The organism is Flavobacterium sp. NRK1 (assembly GCF_024054175.1).
Lineage (GTDB): Bacteria > Bacteroidota > Bacteroidia > Flavobacteriales > Flavobacteriaceae > Flavobacterium.
The window spans coordinates 2091828-2107355 of the sequence record NZ_JAMXLA010000001.1; the positions used below are offsets into that span (position 1 = coordinate 2091828).

General features: G+C 37.9%; 16 protein-coding genes and 4 tRNA genes. All 20 read left to right on the plus strand.

The features are described from left to right. Positions 1 to 13: 13 nt before the first annotated feature. The 20 genes from NHE85_RS09545 to rpoB all read left to right on the plus strand — a co-directional run bounded on the left by NHE85_RS09545 (position 14) and on the right by rpoB (position 15474). Positions 14 to 1282, plus strand: coding sequence for a DUF2851 family protein (locus NHE85_RS09545; protein ID WP_252811800.1), 1269 nt, complete (start codon positions 14 to 16; stop codon positions 1280 to 1282). Between the two features lie 59 nt (positions 1283 to 1341). After that, positions 1342 to 1569: a PspC domain-containing protein gene (locus NHE85_RS09550; RefSeq protein WP_252811801.1), complete on the plus strand. Its 228-nt coding sequence runs from the start codon at positions 1342 to 1344 to the stop codon at positions 1567 to 1569. A gap of 27 nt (positions 1570 to 1596) precedes the next feature. Then, a complete protein-coding gene (locus NHE85_RS09555; RefSeq protein WP_252811802.1) occupies positions 1597 to 2478 on the plus strand; it encodes a helix-hairpin-helix domain-containing protein in 882 nt (293 codons plus the stop codon). A gap of 16 nt (positions 2479 to 2494) precedes the next feature. Then, complete coding sequence (locus NHE85_RS09560) at positions 2495 to 3637, plus strand: acyl-CoA dehydrogenase family protein (protein WP_252811803.1); 1143 nt, start codon at positions 2495 to 2497, stop codon at positions 3635 to 3637. A gap of 162 nt (positions 3638 to 3799) precedes the next feature. Continuing rightward, positions 3800 to 5155, plus strand: a complete 1356-nt coding sequence (locus NHE85_RS09565; RefSeq protein WP_252811804.1) for an alpha-amylase — start codon at positions 3800 to 3802, stop codon at positions 5153 to 5155. Between the two features lie 72 nt (positions 5156 to 5227). Continuing rightward, complete coding sequence (rpsU, locus tag NHE85_RS09570; protein WP_252811805.1) at positions 5228 to 5422, plus strand: 30S ribosomal protein S21; 195 nt, start codon at positions 5228 to 5230, stop codon at positions 5420 to 5422. 71 nt (positions 5423 to 5493) lie between these two features. Beyond that, positions 5494 to 6396: a tyrosine-type recombinase/integrase gene (locus NHE85_RS09575; protein WP_252811806.1), complete on the plus strand. Its 903-nt coding sequence runs from the start codon at positions 5494 to 5496 to the stop codon at positions 6394 to 6396. A gap of 27 nt (positions 6397 to 6423) precedes the next feature. Beyond that, positions 6424 to 6726, plus strand: a complete 303-nt coding sequence (hpf, locus tag NHE85_RS09580) for a ribosome hibernation-promoting factor, HPF/YfiA family (protein WP_252811807.1) — start codon at positions 6424 to 6426, stop codon at positions 6724 to 6726. A 91-nt stretch (positions 6727 to 6817) separates the two neighbouring features. Further along, positions 6818 to 6891, plus strand: a tRNA-Thr gene (locus tag NHE85_RS09585). 127 nt (positions 6892 to 7018) lie between these two features. Then, positions 7019 to 7099 (plus strand) — tRNA-Tyr (locus tag NHE85_RS09590). Positions 7100 to 7123: 24 nt separating this feature from the next. Then, positions 7124 to 7195 (plus strand) — tRNA-Thr (locus NHE85_RS09595). Between the two features lie 55 nt (positions 7196 to 7250). Continuing rightward, complete coding sequence (gene tuf / locus NHE85_RS09600; RefSeq protein WP_252811808.1) at positions 7251 to 8438, plus strand: elongation factor Tu; 1188 nt, start codon at positions 7251 to 7253, stop codon at positions 8436 to 8438. A 57-nt stretch (positions 8439 to 8495) separates the two neighbouring features. After that, positions 8496 to 8566: transfer RNA gene (locus tag NHE85_RS09605), tRNA-Trp, on the plus strand. 16 nt (positions 8567 to 8582) lie between these two features. Beyond that, complete coding sequence (secE, locus tag NHE85_RS09610; protein WP_252811809.1) at positions 8583 to 8780, plus strand: preprotein translocase subunit SecE; 198 nt, start codon at positions 8583 to 8585, stop codon at positions 8778 to 8780. Positions 8781 to 8790: 10 nt separating this feature from the next. Beyond that, the gene (gene nusG, locus NHE85_RS09615; protein WP_252811810.1) at positions 8791 to 9342 is read left to right on the plus strand and encodes a transcription termination/antitermination protein NusG; all 552 of its coding nucleotides are present in this window, start codon (positions 8791 to 8793) and stop codon (positions 9340 to 9342) included. A 69-nt stretch (positions 9343 to 9411) separates the two neighbouring features. Next, positions 9412 to 9849, plus strand: a complete 438-nt coding sequence (gene rplK, locus NHE85_RS09620) for a 50S ribosomal protein L11 (RefSeq protein ID WP_252813294.1) — start codon at positions 9412 to 9414, stop codon at positions 9847 to 9849. 18 nt (positions 9850 to 9867) lie between these two features. After that, positions 9868 to 10557, plus strand: coding sequence for a 50S ribosomal protein L1 (rplA, locus tag NHE85_RS09625; RefSeq protein WP_252811811.1), 690 nt, complete (start codon positions 9868 to 9870; stop codon positions 10555 to 10557). 22 nt (positions 10558 to 10579) lie between these two features. After that, entirely contained in the window at positions 10580 to 11095 is a 516-nt protein-coding gene (rplJ, locus tag NHE85_RS09630; protein WP_252811812.1) for a 50S ribosomal protein L10, read from the plus strand. A 62-nt stretch (positions 11096 to 11157) separates the two neighbouring features. Then, the gene (gene rplL, locus NHE85_RS09635) at positions 11158 to 11535 is read left to right on the plus strand and encodes a 50S ribosomal protein L7/L12 (RefSeq protein WP_252811813.1); all 378 of its coding nucleotides are present in this window, start codon (positions 11158 to 11160) and stop codon (positions 11533 to 11535) included. 126 nt (positions 11536 to 11661) lie between these two features. After that, positions 11662 to 15474 (plus strand): DNA-directed RNA polymerase subunit beta, encoded by a 3813-nt coding sequence (rpoB, locus tag NHE85_RS09640; RefSeq protein WP_252813295.1) that lies wholly within the window; start codon positions 11662 to 11664, stop codon positions 15472 to 15474. Positions 15475 to 15528: the final 54 nt, after the last annotated feature.

Below are 15528 nucleotides of genomic sequence, written 5' to 3' on the forward strand. Positions count from 1 at the left end.
TATTTTCGTATTGATGAAAGAAGATTTCCTGCATTATATATGGCAGTTTAAAAAATTTAATGTACTGGATGCTAAAACGGTACAGGGTGAAGATATTGTTATTCTTAATTCAGGACAATATTTGCAACAGGCAGGACCTGACTTTTTTAATGCCCAATTATTGATCGGTTCCCAAAAATGGGCCGGAAATGTTGAGATACATATTAAGTCTTCTGACTGGTATATTCATCATCATGAAACGGATGCAGCTTATGAGAATGTAATACTTCATGTAGTATGGGAGCACGATACAGAAGTATTTCGTGAAGATAATACCGAAATTCCTGTTTTAGAATTGAAAAAATATATTGCTCCTGATATTTTGGCGGGCTATAATGCGCTAACGGTTTCTAAATCGTGGATATACTGTGAAAAAGATTTACAGCATGTAGATAGTTTTATTTTTGATAACTGGAAAGAACGTTTGTTTTTTGAACGTCTTGAACGTAAAGCGCTCCCTATTTTAGAATTAGCTAAACAAATGGATAATGACTGGGAAGCCATATTGTTTAACTTTTTAGCTAAAAGTTTTGGACTTAACACAAATGGTGAAACCTTTTTCGAAATTGCAAAATCTGTACCTTTTGCAGTACTTCGCAGGGAGAGTTTTGAGTATGAAAACATTGAAGCTCTATTTTTTGGAAGAGCAGGATTACTGAATCCCGATAATGAAGATGTTTATTTTAAAGACCTCAAAGCCAGATATGAGTACATTAGTCATAAATATAGGTTAGAGTCTTCCTATATTAATCCACTTCAGTTTTTTAAACATCGCCCGGATAATTTTCCTACTATACGCTTATCGCAGTTGGCACAATTGTATAATAAGCATCAAAACCTGTTTTCTAAAATAATAGAAGCTACAACTTTACAGGATATTTATACTGTTTTTAAAGTTCAGGCATCAGAATATTGGCAGACCCATTATACTTTTGATAAAGAAAGCACCCAAAAACGTAAAGCATTAACCCAATCGTTTATTGACTTAATTATAATTAATACAATTGTACCTTTTAAATTTGCTTATGCTAAAAGTATTGGGAAAGATAATACTGAAGCTTTAGTTGGATTGCTACAGGAAATTGCTCCCGAAAAAAACAGTATTATAGATAAATTTAAATCGTTTAAGGTAAATGTAAATTCTGCGTACGATACCCAGTCTTTGCTTCAGCTTAAAAATGAATATTGCGCCAATAAACGTTGTGTTCAATGCAGTATAGGGTTAGAATTACTTAAAAATTAATTGTACTGGTATAACTTAAGGTATAAACTCTTACTTTTGAATACTCAATATTGAACACTATGTCATTTATAACCAATATTCGTCATTTTTTCGAGAAACACGGCTTTGAAGTGTCTCAGCGGCTAGCCGACAGGATAGGGATGCGGGCGACTAATGTTAGGTTGTTCTTTATATATATATCATTTGTTACTGTAGGCCTTTGGTTTGGTGTTTACCTTACATTGGCTTTCTGGCTTAGGTTAAAAGATATGGTTTATACTAAAAGAAGCTCGGTTTTCGATCTATAAAGTGAACTTTTAATAAGCCATTGAATTATGAAGCCTTTAAGGTTCTTTTATTCTTTTACCAAAGGTCAGCAAAAAGGGATTATGACTTTATTGGTAATAATAATCTTTTTTCAGATTGGCTATTATATTTATGCTACTGTAGATTTTACTTTTCACGCTGCAAAAACTCAGGAAGAGAAAGAGTGGTTGGCATTTCAGGGACGAATAGACTCATTAAAATCAATCAAAAAAATTGCAAAGGATACAATCTATCCATTCAATCCTAATTATATTTCTGATTATAAAGGATATACTCTCGGGCTTTCCGTTCAGGAAATAGATAAGCTTATTGCTTACAGAAATACCGGCAGGTTTATTAATACTCCGCAGGATTTCAAAGCTGTAACAGGCGTACACGATACGTTACTCGATAAGTTGACACCTTACTTTAAGTTTTCAAGCAAACCGGCTTTTATCAAAACCAATACTACCGACTATGATAGCTTTAACAAGTCTTCTGTAAAAGAGATAAAAATTAAAGATATCAATGATGCTCTCGAAGAAGATCTGGTTAAAGTATATGGTATAGGCCCCTATTATGCAAAAGCAATTCTGCGTCGTAGGGATGTTTTAGGCGCTTTTGTGATTATGGACCAGATGAATGATTTTCAGGAATTGTCTGATAATGTAAAAGCTCAACTTAAAAAAACATTTTGTATAAAGGAGCATCCTCAGGTAATTAAAATAAATGTAAATACGGCATCACTACAGCAACTTTCGCGTTTCCCGTACTTTAACAGAGATATTGCACGCAGTATTATTACTAAACGTAGTATGGATGGAAAATTGAAAGGAATTGATGATTTGTTAGAAATTCATGGTTTTTCTATTGATAAAGTAAAAATAATTGCCTTATATTTGGAATTCTAAAAAAAATAAAACGAAAATGAATTTTGAATATAATGAAACGCAGAACATGATTGCCCAATCGATCAGGGATTTTGCAGAACAACATATACGTCCTAATATCATGGAATGGGACGAAAGCCAGCATTTTCCGGTAGGCCTTTTTAAGAAACTCGGTGAAATGGGGTATATGGGAGTCTTAGTTCCTGAAGAGTACGGCGGATCAGGTCTTGGATATCATGAATATATAACTGTAGTTGAAGAAATATCTAAAGTAGATCCTTCTATAGGCCTTTCTGTAGCGGCGCATAATTCGTTATGCACAAATCATATTCTTACTTTTGGTAATGACGAGCAAAAAAAGAAATGGCTGCCTAAGTTAGCTACTGCGGAACATATCGGTGCATGGGGACTTACAGAACACAATACGGGATCTGATGCAGGTGGGATGAATACAACCGCAGTTAAGGATGGAGACCACTGGATTGTAAACGGAGCTAAAAACTTTATTACTCATGCAAAATCAGGAGATATAGCAGTAGTAATTGTTCGTACCGGAGAAAAAGGTGATTCTAAAGGAATGACTGCTTTTGTTTTTGAAAAAGGTATGCCTGGTTTTACAAGCGGGAAAAAAGAAAATAAACTGGGTATGCGAGCCAGCGAAACCGCAGAGCTTATATTTGATAATTGCCGTATTCCTGATGCTAACAGGCTTGGTGAAGTAGGAGATGGCTTTGTTCAGGCTATGAAGGTGCTGGATGGCGGGCGTATATCTATCGGGGCTTTATCTTTAGGGATTGCTAAAGGTGCTTATGAAGCAGCGCTTAAATATTCTAAAGAACGCCATCAGTTCGGGCAGCCTATCAGCAGTTTTCAGGGGATAGCATTTAAGCTTGCCGATATGGCTACAGAAATTGAAGCTTCTGAGCTTTTACTTCATAAAGCTGCTTTCCTTAAAAATAATAATAAAAAAATGACTGTTGCGGGCGCAATGGGTAAAATGTATTCGTCGGAAGTATGTGTAAGGGTTTCAAATGAAGCTATACAAATTCACGGTGGCTACGGTTACACTAAAGACTATCCTGTAGAGAAGTTTTACAGAGATGCTAAGCTATGTACTATTGGTGAGGGTACAACAGAAATTCAGAAACTTGTTATTTCTCGTAATCTATTGAAAGACTAATAGTTAAAATTTAAATATTTATAAAAAGGGTTTCTGCGTAACAGAAACCCTTTTTTAGTTTTATTTATCAACATTATAACGTTGTAGTAGTTTCTGTGGTATTAAATAATTATTTTTTTAAGGTTGTTTTTATAAATTAGGTAAAAACATAACCTTTTAATTATGAAATACATATTTACTATTGTAGCTTCTGCATTGCTAATGTGGAGCTGCTCAAATGAGGCTGATGTGTCTAAAAAAAATGCTGAAGAAGTAACGGTTCATAATGGAAATTTTGAGCCTAAATCTGCAGGCTCAAAAGTAATGATGCAGGCTTTTTACTGGGATGTACCGGGTGGGGGTACATGGTGGAATACCATATCCGGCAAGGTTGCTTCCTGGGCAAGTGCCGGTATAGATGCTATATGGCTGCCACCTGCAACCAAAGCTCAAAACGGGGGCTATTCAATGGGGTATGATCCTTTTGATTATTTTGATTTTGGAAGCTATAATCAAATGGGTAGTACAGAAACCCGTTTTGGTTCTTTAACCGAAATCCAGTCACTTATTACAACTGCGCACAATAACAATATAGATGTTATTGCAGATATTGTGATTAATCATAACAGTGGAGGAGCGTCAGAATATAATCCTTATACTGGAAGCAATACCTGGACAAATTTCACACCGGCTTCCGGTTTATTTTTACGCTCTTACAATGATTTTCATCCTAATAATGTACATGCTTCAGATGCTGGATCCTTTGGAGGATATCCTGACTTATGTCATGATAAAGCCTATGTGCAGGACTGGCTTTATAATAACAGTAATTCTATAGCTAAATATTATAAAAATGTAATGCATTTTGATGGCTGGCGTTTTGATTATGTAAAAGGATTTGAGCCCTGGGTAGTTAAGAATTTCAAAAATGCTGTAGGGGGCTTTACTGTCGGCGAATATTGGGATGCAAATGCGGCAACATTAGAATCATGGACAAATAATGCAGAGGCAAGCGCATTTGATTTTGCCTGCTATTATAAAATGAGGGATGCTTTGGCTAATAATGATCTTACACAGCTTAATGGTGATATGCTTTTAAAACGAAATCCGTACAGGGCGGTTACATTTGTGTCTAACCACGATACTAATGAGATATTCAATAATAAGTTACTTGCTTATGCTTATATATTAACACATGAAGGTTATCCTTGTGTGTTTTACAGGGATTATGAAGAATGGCTGGATAAAAGCAAACTGAATAATCTTATCTGGATTCATAATAATAAAGCTTCGGGCAGTACCACATATTTATATGCTGATAATGACGAGTATGTGGCAAGAAGAAACGGCGGCTCCGGTATTATAATATATATAAATAATAGTGATTCGTGGCAGGAACGTTGGGTTGATACTAATTGGGCCAGCACTAAAATTAAAGATTACACAGGCAGTTCAGGATGGGAGCCGGTAACACAGGCAGATACATGGGTAAAGGTTGAAGCTCCGCCGCATGGCTATTCGGTTTGGTCTGTAAAATAAAACAATAATTAATTTGGCAGGTATAAAAAAAAGATATAAGTTTGCACCCTTAACGAGAGGAGGTGTTATATTATGTTGATTATACCAATTAAAGACGGAGAAAATATTGATAGAGCGCTTAAGCGTTACAAAAGAAAATTCGATAAAACTGGTGTTGTACGTCAGCTTAGAAGTCGTCAGGCTTTTATCAAACCTTCTGTTGTTAGAAGAGTACAAGTACAAAAAGCAGCTTATATCCAGGGTCTAAGAGATTCACTAGAGAATTAATTAGTTTTAGGATTCGAAATAATTACCGTTAGCAGAAAAGTTTATATAACTTTGCTGTTAACGGTTTTTTTATGATTGATTCTAAACAGGCATATGCTGATTACTTATTAAAGGAGAAAAATTATTCCCTGCTAACATTGCGTGCCTATACGGATGATGTTGCTGCTTTTGAACAATTCATAAAAAGCAGGGATGAAGAGGCTTCGCTTGAGGATGCTAATTATAGCCAGATTAGAAGCTGGATAGTAGAGCTTGTGGAAAATGGTATAGCTAATAAGTCGGTTAACCGAAAGATATCTTCGCTTAAATCATTTTACAAATTTCTTTTACGCTCTAAGCAAATTTCGGTGAATCCTTTGCTGAAGCACAAATCACTTAAAACAGAAAAAAAAGTTCAGGTTCCGTTTTCTGAAAAGGAGCTTGAGAATGTGCTTATTGATATTGATTATCCGGAGGATTTTGAAGGAGTAAGGAACAGGCTTATAATTGAACTTTTCTATACAACAGGAATTCGTCGTGCCGAGCTTATCGGGCTTAAGTTAAATAGCTTTGATGCGGGTAATAATACATTGAAAGTTTTAGGTAAGCGTAATAAGGAGCGTATACTGCCCGTGCTTGCCTGTACAGCGTTGCTTATAAGTCGTTATCTGGCTGAAAGGCGCTCTCTGTCTGAAGTTGCAGATAGGGATGTGTTAATTTTAAATAGCAGGGGCAATAAAGTAAGTGAATCGTTTGTTTATAGGTTAATAAATAGTTACTTTAGTGTTGTCTCCGGTAAGGTAAAGAAGAGTCCGCATGTGCTTCGTCACACTTTTGCAACACATCTTCTTAATAACGGAGCCGATTTAAATTCAGTAAAGGAGTTATTAGGCCACGCAAGCTTGTCTTCTACACAAATATATACCCACAGCAGTCTGGCTGAGCTTAAAAAAGTGTATGGAGATTCGCATCCGCGAAGTCAGGATAAGTCCTAAGTGTTTAACGATAAAAAAGTTTAGATTATGAAGGTAAATGTTCATGCGGTCAACTTTAATGTTGACAGAAAACTGGTTGGCTATGTTCAGGACAGATTGAACAGACTTGAAAAGTATTATGACAGAGTGGTAAATTCTGATGTTTATTTTAAACTGGATAATACGAGTGTGAAGCAAAATAAAGTTGCTGAAATAAAAATTATGGTCCCGGGAGATGAATTTATAGTCAAAAAACAGTGCAAAACATTTGAGGAGGCGGTAGAGCTGGCTGCTGATTCTATGGAACGTTTATTAATGAAGAGAAAACAAAAAATCAGGGCACATTCATAATTAAAAAAAATGTTGAAAAATGTTTTGATTAAAAAATAAATTCTATACATTTGCAGTCCGTTAGAAATAGCGGACTTTTTTATTGTAAGTTGCCGGTGTAGCTCAGCTGGCTAGAGCAGCTGATTTGTAATCAGCAGGTCGTGGGTTCGAGTCCCTCTATCGGCTCAAATAAAGGGTTTTGGTTATTTTGTTGTTTTTAAAATACTGACTCACTGAGGGTGAGGTTGTTAAAGTAATGAAATGGCTATCGCTTAAGCGCTTTTTTAAAAAAGCAACTGAAAAATAAAGGTTAGGGGAGATACTCAAGCGGCCAACGAGGACGGACTGTAAATCCGTTGGGAAACCTTCGCAGGTTCGAATCCTGCTCTCCCCACTAAAACAGCATTGCTGTTGTGTTGCCGGTGTAGCTCAGGGGTAGAGTGCTTCCTTGGTAAGGAAGAGGTCACGGGTTCAATTCCCGTCATTGGCTCAAGTTTAAAAGAATTTGAACACTAATTATATAACTAAGATTAAATTATTAAATCATGGCAAAGGAAACTTTTGATCGTTCCAAACCCCACTTGAATATTGGTACAATTGGACACGTAGACCACGGAAAAACAACCTTGACTGCAGCTATTACTAAAGTATTATCTGACGCAGGTCTTTCTGAGGCAAAATCTTTTGATCAAATTGATAATGCTCCTGAAGAAAAAGAAAGGGGTATTACAATTAATACTTCTCACGTAGAGTATGCTACAGCTAACCGTCACTACGCTCACGTTGACTGTCCGGGTCACGCGGATTACGTTAAGAACATGGTTACTGGTGCTGCTCAGATGGACGGTGCAATTCTTGTGGTTGCTGCTACTGATGGACCGATGCCTCAAACTCGTGAGCACATCCTTCTAGGTCGCCAGGTAGGTGTTCCAAGAATGGTTGTATTTATGAACAAAGTGGATATGGTTGATGATGCTGAGCTTCTTGAGCTAGTTGAAATGGAAATCAGAGATCTACTTTCTTTCTACCAGTATGATGGTGATAACGGACCAGTTATTCAGGGTTCTGCTCTAGGTGCACTTAACGGTGAGCCAAAATGGGTTGATACAGTTATGCAATTAATGGATGCTGTTGACAACTGGATCGAACTTCCTGTTCGTGACGTTGAAAAACCATTCCTTATGCCTGTAGAAGATGTATTTACAATTACTGGTCGTGGAACTGTTGCTACAGGTCGTATCGAAACTGGTGTTGCTAATACAGGTGATGCTGTTGAAATCATTGGTATGGGTGCTGAGAAGCTTACTTCTACTATTACTGGTGTTGAGATGTTCCGTAAAATCCTTGACAGAGGTGAGGCTGGAGATAACGTAGGTTTACTTTTACGTGGTATTGATAAAGCTGATATCAAAAGAGGTATGGTTATTATCAAGCCAGGATCTGTAAAACCACACGCTCACTTTAAAGCTGAGGTTTATATCCTTAAAAAAGAAGAAGGTGGACGTCACACTCCATTCCATAACAACTACCGTCCTCAGTTCTACGTTCGTACAACTGACGTAACAGGAACAATTTCTCTTCCTGCAGGTGTTGAGATGGTTATGCCGGGTGATAACCTTACGATTGATGTGCAACTACTTAGCCCAATCGCTCTTAGCGTAGGTCTTCGTTTCGCTATCCGTGAGGGTGGTCGTACAGTAGGTGCTGGTCAGGTTACTGAAATCCTAGACTAATTATAATAAATATAAAAAAGCCAGCCTGATGCTCCGGCAGCAGCTGGCTTTTAATAAACGGGCGTAGTTCAAGGGTAGAATAGCGGTCTCCAAAACCGTTGATGGGGGTTCGAATCCCTCCGCCCGTGCAAAAAACGAAATACAATGGCAAAAGTTACTAATTACATATCAGAAGCATTTACTGAGTTAAAAACGAATGTAACATGGCCGGAATGGGCTGAGGTGCAACGCCTTACTGTTATCGTAGCTGTGTTTTCGATAATATTTGCCTTGATTACTTTTGGTATAGACAAGGGCTTTGAGGTTCTTGTAGCAAATGTATATAAGTTTCTAAAAAATTAATTTTATTGCAATGACTGATAACAATGTCAAAAAGTGGTATGTGGTTAGAGCGGTAAGCGGTCAGGAAAATAAAGTTAAAAACTACATAGAAACGGAAATAAACAGGCTTGGAATGTCTGACTATATTTCTCAGGTGCTTGTTCCTACTGAAAAAGTGGTTCAGGTGCGTGACGGAAAAAAGATCAGCAAAGACAGGGTTTATTTTCCGGGGTATGTAATGGTTGAAGCTAACTTAACCGGTGAAATACCGCATATTATAAAGTCTATTACTGGCGTTATCGGCTTCCTTGGGGAAACTAAGGGTGGCGATGCAGTTCCTTTGCGCCTTTCTGAGGTGAATAGGATGCTTGGTAAAGTGGACGAATTGTCTGTTAAAACTGATAATGTTTCTATACCATTTACAGTGGGCGAGACTATTAAAGTTATTGACGGGCCTTTTAACGGTTTTAACGGTAGCGTTGAAAAAGTTAATGAAGAAAAGCGTAAGCTTGAAGTAATGGTGAAGATTTTTGGAAGAAAAACTCCGCTTGAGCTTAGCTTCATGCAGGTTGAAAAAGTATAATTTTTGTTACACTTATTATAAATCACATCATTCGCTTCCAATGAAGATGTGCTAAATTTTTTTAAAGAAATGGCTAAAGAAATTAGTAAAGTAGTTAAACTACAAGTTAAGGGAGGTGCTGCGAACCCGTCGCCACCGGTTGGACCTGCTTTGGGGGCTGCTGGAGTTAACATCATGGAGTTCTGTAAGCAATTTAATGCCAGGACTCAGGATAAACCAGGCAAAGTTTTACCAGTACAAATTACTGTGTATAAAGACAAGTCTTTCGAGTTTGTTGTTAAAACGCCACCGGCTGCTATCCAATTATTGGACGCTGCTAAACTTAAAGGAGGTTCTGGTGAGCCTAACCGTAAGAAAGTAGCTAGCGTTACCTGGGATCAAATCAGGGCTATTGCTGAAGACAAAATGGCTGACTTAAATGCTTTCACTATTGAGAAAGCGATGAGTATGGTTGCCGGAACAGCAAGGTCTATGGGTATAACAGTATCAGGAACAGCTCCTTTTTAATCTAAAGAAAAAGAAGAAATGGCAAAATTGACAAAAAAACAAAAAGAGGCTGCTTCAAAAATTGAGAAGAACAAGCTGTATTCATTGAAAGATGCTTCTGCATTAATCAAAACAGTTGCTACTGCAAAATTTGATGAGTCTGTTGATATCGCAGTGCGTCTGGGTGTAGATCCAAGAAAAGCGAATCAAATGGTAAGAGGTGTTGTTACACTTCCTCATGGTACAGGTAAAGATGTAAGAGTACTTGCTCTTGTAACTCCTGATAAAGAGGCTGAGGCTAAAGCTGCCGGTGCTGACTATGTAGGGTTAGATGAATACCTTCAGAAAATTAAAGACGGATGGACAGATGTTGATGTAATCATCACTATGCCTGCAGTTATGGGTAAACTAGGTCCTTTAGGTAGAATCTTAGGTCCTCGCGGACTTATGCCAAACCCTAAAACGGGAACTGTTACTATGGAAGTAGGTAAAGCTGTTCAGGAAGTTAAAGCTGGTAAAATTGACTTTAAAGTTGATAAAACCGGTATAGTTCATGCAGGAATTGGAAGAATCTCTTTTGATGCTGACAAGATAACTGAGAACGCTCACGAAATCATTCAAACATTAGTTAAATTGAAACCAACTGCAGCTAAAGGTACATACATTAAGAGTATTCACATCTCTTCTACTATGAGCCCTGCTATCGCTTTAGATCCTAAAGCAGTATAATTGGTAGTTAAAAAGTTTTATTATGACCAAAGAAGAAAAATCAAGAGTTATTGAAGATTTAACTGCACAGTTGGCTGGTACAAACGTTGTTTATGTAACAGATATTTCAGGACTTAATGCAGAGAATACTTCAAACTTAAGGAGAGCTTGTTTTAAAGCTGGTATAAAACTTGAAGTTGTTAAGAACACCCTGCTTGAAAAAGCAATGGAAGGTTTAGAGAACAACTATGGTGAATTACCATCTATCCTAAAAGGAAGCACATCTATTATGATTGCAGAGAATGGAAACGCTCCTGCTAAAATCATTAAAGAATTCCGTAAAAAATCTGATAAACCTGTACTTAAAGGTGCTTACATCCATGAGGCTGTATTCATTGGTGACAACCAGCTAGATGCTCTTGTGTCGCTTAAATCTAAAGACGAAGTTATCGGAGAGATCATCGGTCTTCTTCAGTCTCCTGCTAAAAATGTTGTTTCTGCCCTTAAATCAGGTGGTGGAAAAATTGCAGGAATTGTTAAAACATTATCTGAAAGATAATAACCTCGCGAGAACGCACTTTATAAATTATATATTACAAACTATTTAAAACGATAGAAAAAATGGCAGATTTGAAACAATTCGCAGAACAACTAGTTAACCTTACAGTTAAAGAAGTTAACGAACTAGCTACAATATTAAAAGATGAGTATGGAATCGAGCCTGCTGCTGCTGCAGTAGTTGCTGCTGGTCCTGCTGCTGGTGGAGATGCTCCTGCTGCTGCTGAGCAAACTGAATTCACTGTAGTTCTTAAAGATGCTGGTGCTTCTAAACTTGGTGTTGTTAAAGCTGTAAAAGAACTTACAGGTTTAGGACTTAAAGAAGCTAAAGATCTTGTAGATTCAGCTCCTGCAAACGTAAAAGAAGGCATCTCTAAAGAAGAGGCTGAAGGCCTTAAGAAAGCTTTAGAAGAAGCTGGAGCTGCTGTTGAGCTTAAATAAGCTTACATCGGTTACAAAACCCAGGTTTAGGCCTTGAGAAGTACTCTCAAAGGCCTAAACCATTTTTCGTATAATAACATTTTATACGTTTTTAATAAATTATTTTAATCAAAATTTTGTCCATTGATGATAACAAATCAGACTGAAAGATTAAATTTTGCCTCAACAAAAAACATCCCTGATTACCCGGACTTCCTTGACATTCAGGTAAAATCTTTTAAAGATTTTTTCCAGCTTGAAACCAAATCAGATGAAAGAGGCAACGAAGGTCTTTATAACACCTTCATGGAAAACTTTCCGATTACTGATACCAGAAATCAGTTTGTATTGGAGTTCCTTGATTACTTTGTTGATCCGCCACGTTATACAATTGAAGAATGTATAGACAGGGGACTTACATACAGCGTGCCTTTAAAAGCAAGGTTAAAGCTGTACTGTACAGACCCTGAGCATGAAGATTTTGAAACTATTGTACAGGATGTATATTTAGGTACTATACCTTATATGACTCCTAGCGGTACTTTTGTTATCAACGGTGCAGAGCGTGTAGTTGTATCTCAGCTTCACAGGTCTCCCGGAGTTTTCTTTGGCCAGTCATTCCACGCAAACGGAACAAAATTATACTCTGCAAGGGTAATTCCTTTCAAAGGTTCTTGGATTGAGTTTGCTACAGACATTAATAGTGTTATGTATGCTTACATTGACAGAAAGAAAAAGCTTCCTGTTACAACGTTGTTCAGGGCTATTGGTTTTGAAAGAGATAAAGATATCCTTGAAATATTTGACCTTGCTGAAGAAATCAAGGTTTCAAAAACAGGTCTTAAAAAGTATATCGGCAGAAGGCTTGCTGCACGTGTATTGAATACTTGGCACGAAGATTTCGTGGATGAGGATACAGGTGAGGTGGTTTCTATCGAGCGTAACGAAATTATATTAGACAGGGATACTATAATCGACAAAGATAATGTTGAGGAAATTATCGACTCTAATGTAAAAACGATACTGCTTCATAAAGAGGATAATAATCAGGCAGATTATGCTATTATCCATAATACTTTACAGAAAGACCCTACAAACTCAGAAAAAGAAGCTGTAGAGCACATTTACCGTCAGCTGCGTAATGCAGAACCACCTGATGAGGAAACAGCTCGTGGCATTATAGATAAATTATTCTTCTCTGACCAGCGTTATAACTTAGGTGAAGTTGGTCGTTACAGAATGAACAAAAAACTTGGTCTTGATATTCCAATGGAAAAGCAGGTGCTTACCAAAGAGGATATCATTACTATTGTTAAGTATCTTATTGAGCTAATCAACTCTAAAGCAGAGATTGATGATATTGACCACTTATCTAACCGTCGTGTTCGTACGGTAGGTGAGCAGTTATCAGCTCAGTTTGGTGTAGGACTTGCCCGTATGGCAAGAACGATTAGAGAGCGTATGAACGTTAGGGATAACGAGGTGTTTACACCTATCGACCTTATCAATGCTAAAACATTGTCATCGGTAATCAACTCTTTCTTTGGTACCAACCAGTTGTCTCAGTTCATGGACCAGACAAACCCACTTGCAGAGATTACTCACAAAAGGAGGTTATCTGCACTTGGACCAGGTGGTCTTTCGAGAGAAAGAGCAGGTTTCGAGGTTCGAGATGTTCACTATACACACTATGGCCGTCTTTGTCCTATCGAAACACCTGAGGGACCAAACATTGGTTTGATCTCGTCTCTTGGTGTTTATGCTAAAGTTAACGGAATGGGCTTTATTGAAACTCCTTACCGTAAAGTTGTTGATGGTAAAGTAGATCTTGAATCAACTCCTATATACTTAAGCGCTGAAGAAGAAGAAGGTAAAATGATTGCTCAGGCAAATATTGAGATGGACAATGAGGGTAAAATTACTGCTGAAAAAGTAATTGCCCGTGAGGAAGGTGACTTCCCGGTTGTAGATCCAACTTCTGTACATTATACAGACGTTGCTCCTAACCAGATTGCTTCTATTTCGGCTTCATTGATTCCTTTCCTAGAGCACGATGATGCTAACCGTGCGTTGATGGGATCGAACATGATGCGCCAGGCAGTTCCTCTTTTACGTCCGGAAGCCCCAATTGTGGGTACAGGATTGGAGCGCCAGGTGGCTTCTGACTCAAGGGTACTTATTAATGCCGAAGGCAATGGTACTGTTGAGTATGTTGATGCAAACCAGATTACAATTAAATATGACAGAACTGATCGTGAAAGAAGCGTAAGCTTTGATCCGGATGAGAAAACATATCAGCTTATTAAGTTTAGAAAAACCAACCAGAGTACAAGTATTAACCTTAAGCCTATCGTAAGAAAAGGTGACAGGGTAAAACTTGGCCAGGTTCTTTGTGAAGGCTATGCTACACAAAATGGTGAACTTGCTCTTGGTCGTAACCTAAAAGTGGCGTTCATGCCTTGGAAAGGTTATAACTTTGAGGATGCTATCGTGATCTCTGAAAAAGTAGTTCGTGATGATATCTTTACGTCTATCCACGTAGATGATTACTCTCTTGAAGTAAGGGATACTAAGTTAGGTAACGAAGAGTTGACTAACGATATTCCTAACGTGAGCGAGGAAGCTACTAAAGACCTTGACGAAAATGGTATGATCAGGATTGGTGCCGAGGTTAAACCAGGCGATATCCTTATCGGTAAGATTACTCCAAAAGGAGAATCAGACCCAACACCTGAAGAAAAACTTCTTCGTGCCATCTTTGGTGACAAAGCGGGTGATGTTAAAGATGCTTCATTAAAAGCTTCTCCATCATTACACGGTGTTGTACTTGACAAAAAATTATTTGCACGTGCCGTTAAAGATAAACGTAAGCGTACAAAAGATAAAGATGATTTAGGAAAACTTGAAATGGACTTTGAAGTTAAGTTCAATGAACTTAAAGACAGACTTATTGACAAGTTATTCAATATCATTAACGGAAAAACTTCTCAGGGAGTTATGAATGACCTGGGTGAGGAAGTACTACCAAAAGGTAAGAAATACACTCAGAAAATGCTTTATGCTGTTGAAGATTTCGCTCACTTAACAAAAGGTCAGTGGACTACGGACGATGAAACCAATGCAATGGTTAACGACCTTATCCACAACTATAAAATTAAGCTGAACGACCTTCAGGGTGCTTTAAGAAGGGAGAAATTTACCATTACTGTAGGAGATGAGCTTCCGTCAGGTATTTTAAAACTTGCTAAAGTTTACATTGCTAAGAAACGTAAGCTTAAAGTGGGTGATAAAATGGCGGGTCGTCACGGTAATAAAGGTATTGTTGCTAAAATAGTTCGCCACGAAGATATGCCGTTCCTTGAGGATGGTACTCCGGTGGATATCGTACTTAACCCTCTTGGTGTACCTTCACGTATGAATATTGGTCAGATTTATGAAACGGTTCTTGGATGGGCAGGTATGAACTTAGGAAAGAAATTTGCTACTCCTATTTTCGACGGTGCTTCCCTTGACCAGATCAATGCTCTTACAGATGAAGCTGGTATTCCAAGATTTGGCCACACTTACCTTTACGATGGAGGAACGGGAGAACGTTTCCACCAGCCGGCTACAGTAGGTGTTATCTATATGCTGAAATTAGGACACATGGTAGATGATAAGATGCACGCACGTTCTATTGGTCCATACTCGCTTATCACGCAGCAGCCTCTTGGAGGTAAAGCGCAATTTGGTGGTCAGCGTTTTGGAGAGATGGAGGTTTGGGCTCTTGAGGCTTATGGTGCTTCCAGTACATTAAGGGAGATACTGACTGTTAAATCGGATGACGTTATTGGTAGAGCTAAAACTTACGAGGCTATCGTTAAGGGTGAAACTATGCCAGAACCGGGATTACCTGAATCGTTCAATGTATTAATGCATGAACTTAAGGGGCTTGGACTTGACATCAGATTAGAAGAATAAATTTCCATGGGAATGGTGCTGTGCACCATTCCCTTCTATACTTTTTTAATAAAT

Excerpts from the sequence above, each read along its gene's own strand:
- NHE85_RS09545 (WP_252811800.1), top strand. The coding sequence starts at position 14 with ATGAAAGAAGATTTCCTGCATTATATATGGCAGTTTAAAAAATTTAAT.
- NHE85_RS09550 (WP_252811801.1), top strand. The coding sequence starts at position 1,342 with ATGTCATTTATAACCAATATTCGTCATTTTTTCGAGAAACACGGCTTT.
- NHE85_RS09555 (WP_252811802.1), top strand. The coding sequence starts at position 1,597 with ATGAAGCCTTTAAGGTTCTTTTATTCTTTTACCAAAGGTCAGCAAAAA.
- NHE85_RS09560 (WP_252811803.1), top strand. The coding sequence starts at position 2,495 with ATGAATTTTGAATATAATGAAACGCAGAACATGATTGCCCAATCGATC.
- NHE85_RS09565 (WP_252811804.1), top strand. The coding sequence starts at position 3,800 with ATGAAATACATATTTACTATTGTAGCTTCTGCATTGCTAATGTGGAGC.
- rpsU (WP_252811805.1), top strand. The coding sequence starts at position 5,228 with ATGTTGATTATACCAATTAAAGACGGAGAAAATATTGATAGAGCGCTT.
- NHE85_RS09575 (WP_252811806.1), top strand. The coding sequence starts at position 5,494 with ATGATTGATTCTAAACAGGCATATGCTGATTACTTATTAAAGGAGAAA.
- hpf (WP_252811807.1), top strand. The coding sequence starts at position 6,424 with ATGAAGGTAAATGTTCATGCGGTCAACTTTAATGTTGACAGAAAACTG.
- tuf (WP_252811808.1), top strand. The coding sequence starts at position 7,251 with ATGGCAAAGGAAACTTTTGATCGTTCCAAACCCCACTTGAATATTGGT.
- secE (WP_252811809.1), top strand. The coding sequence starts at position 8,583 with ATGGCAAAAGTTACTAATTACATATCAGAAGCATTTACTGAGTTAAAA.
- nusG (WP_252811810.1), top strand. The coding sequence starts at position 8,791 with ATGACTGATAACAATGTCAAAAAGTGGTATGTGGTTAGAGCGGTAAGC.
- rplK (WP_252813294.1), top strand. The coding sequence starts at position 9,412 with ATGGCTAAAGAAATTAGTAAAGTAGTTAAACTACAAGTTAAGGGAGGT.
- rplA (WP_252811811.1), top strand. The coding sequence starts at position 9,868 with ATGGCAAAATTGACAAAAAAACAAAAAGAGGCTGCTTCAAAAATTGAG.
- rplJ (WP_252811812.1), top strand. The coding sequence starts at position 10,580 with ATGACCAAAGAAGAAAAATCAAGAGTTATTGAAGATTTAACTGCACAG.
- rplL (WP_252811813.1), top strand. The coding sequence starts at position 11,158 with ATGGCAGATTTGAAACAATTCGCAGAACAACTAGTTAACCTTACAGTT.
- rpoB (WP_252813295.1), top strand. The coding sequence starts at position 11,662 with ATGATAACAAATCAGACTGAAAGATTAAATTTTGCCTCAACAAAAAAC.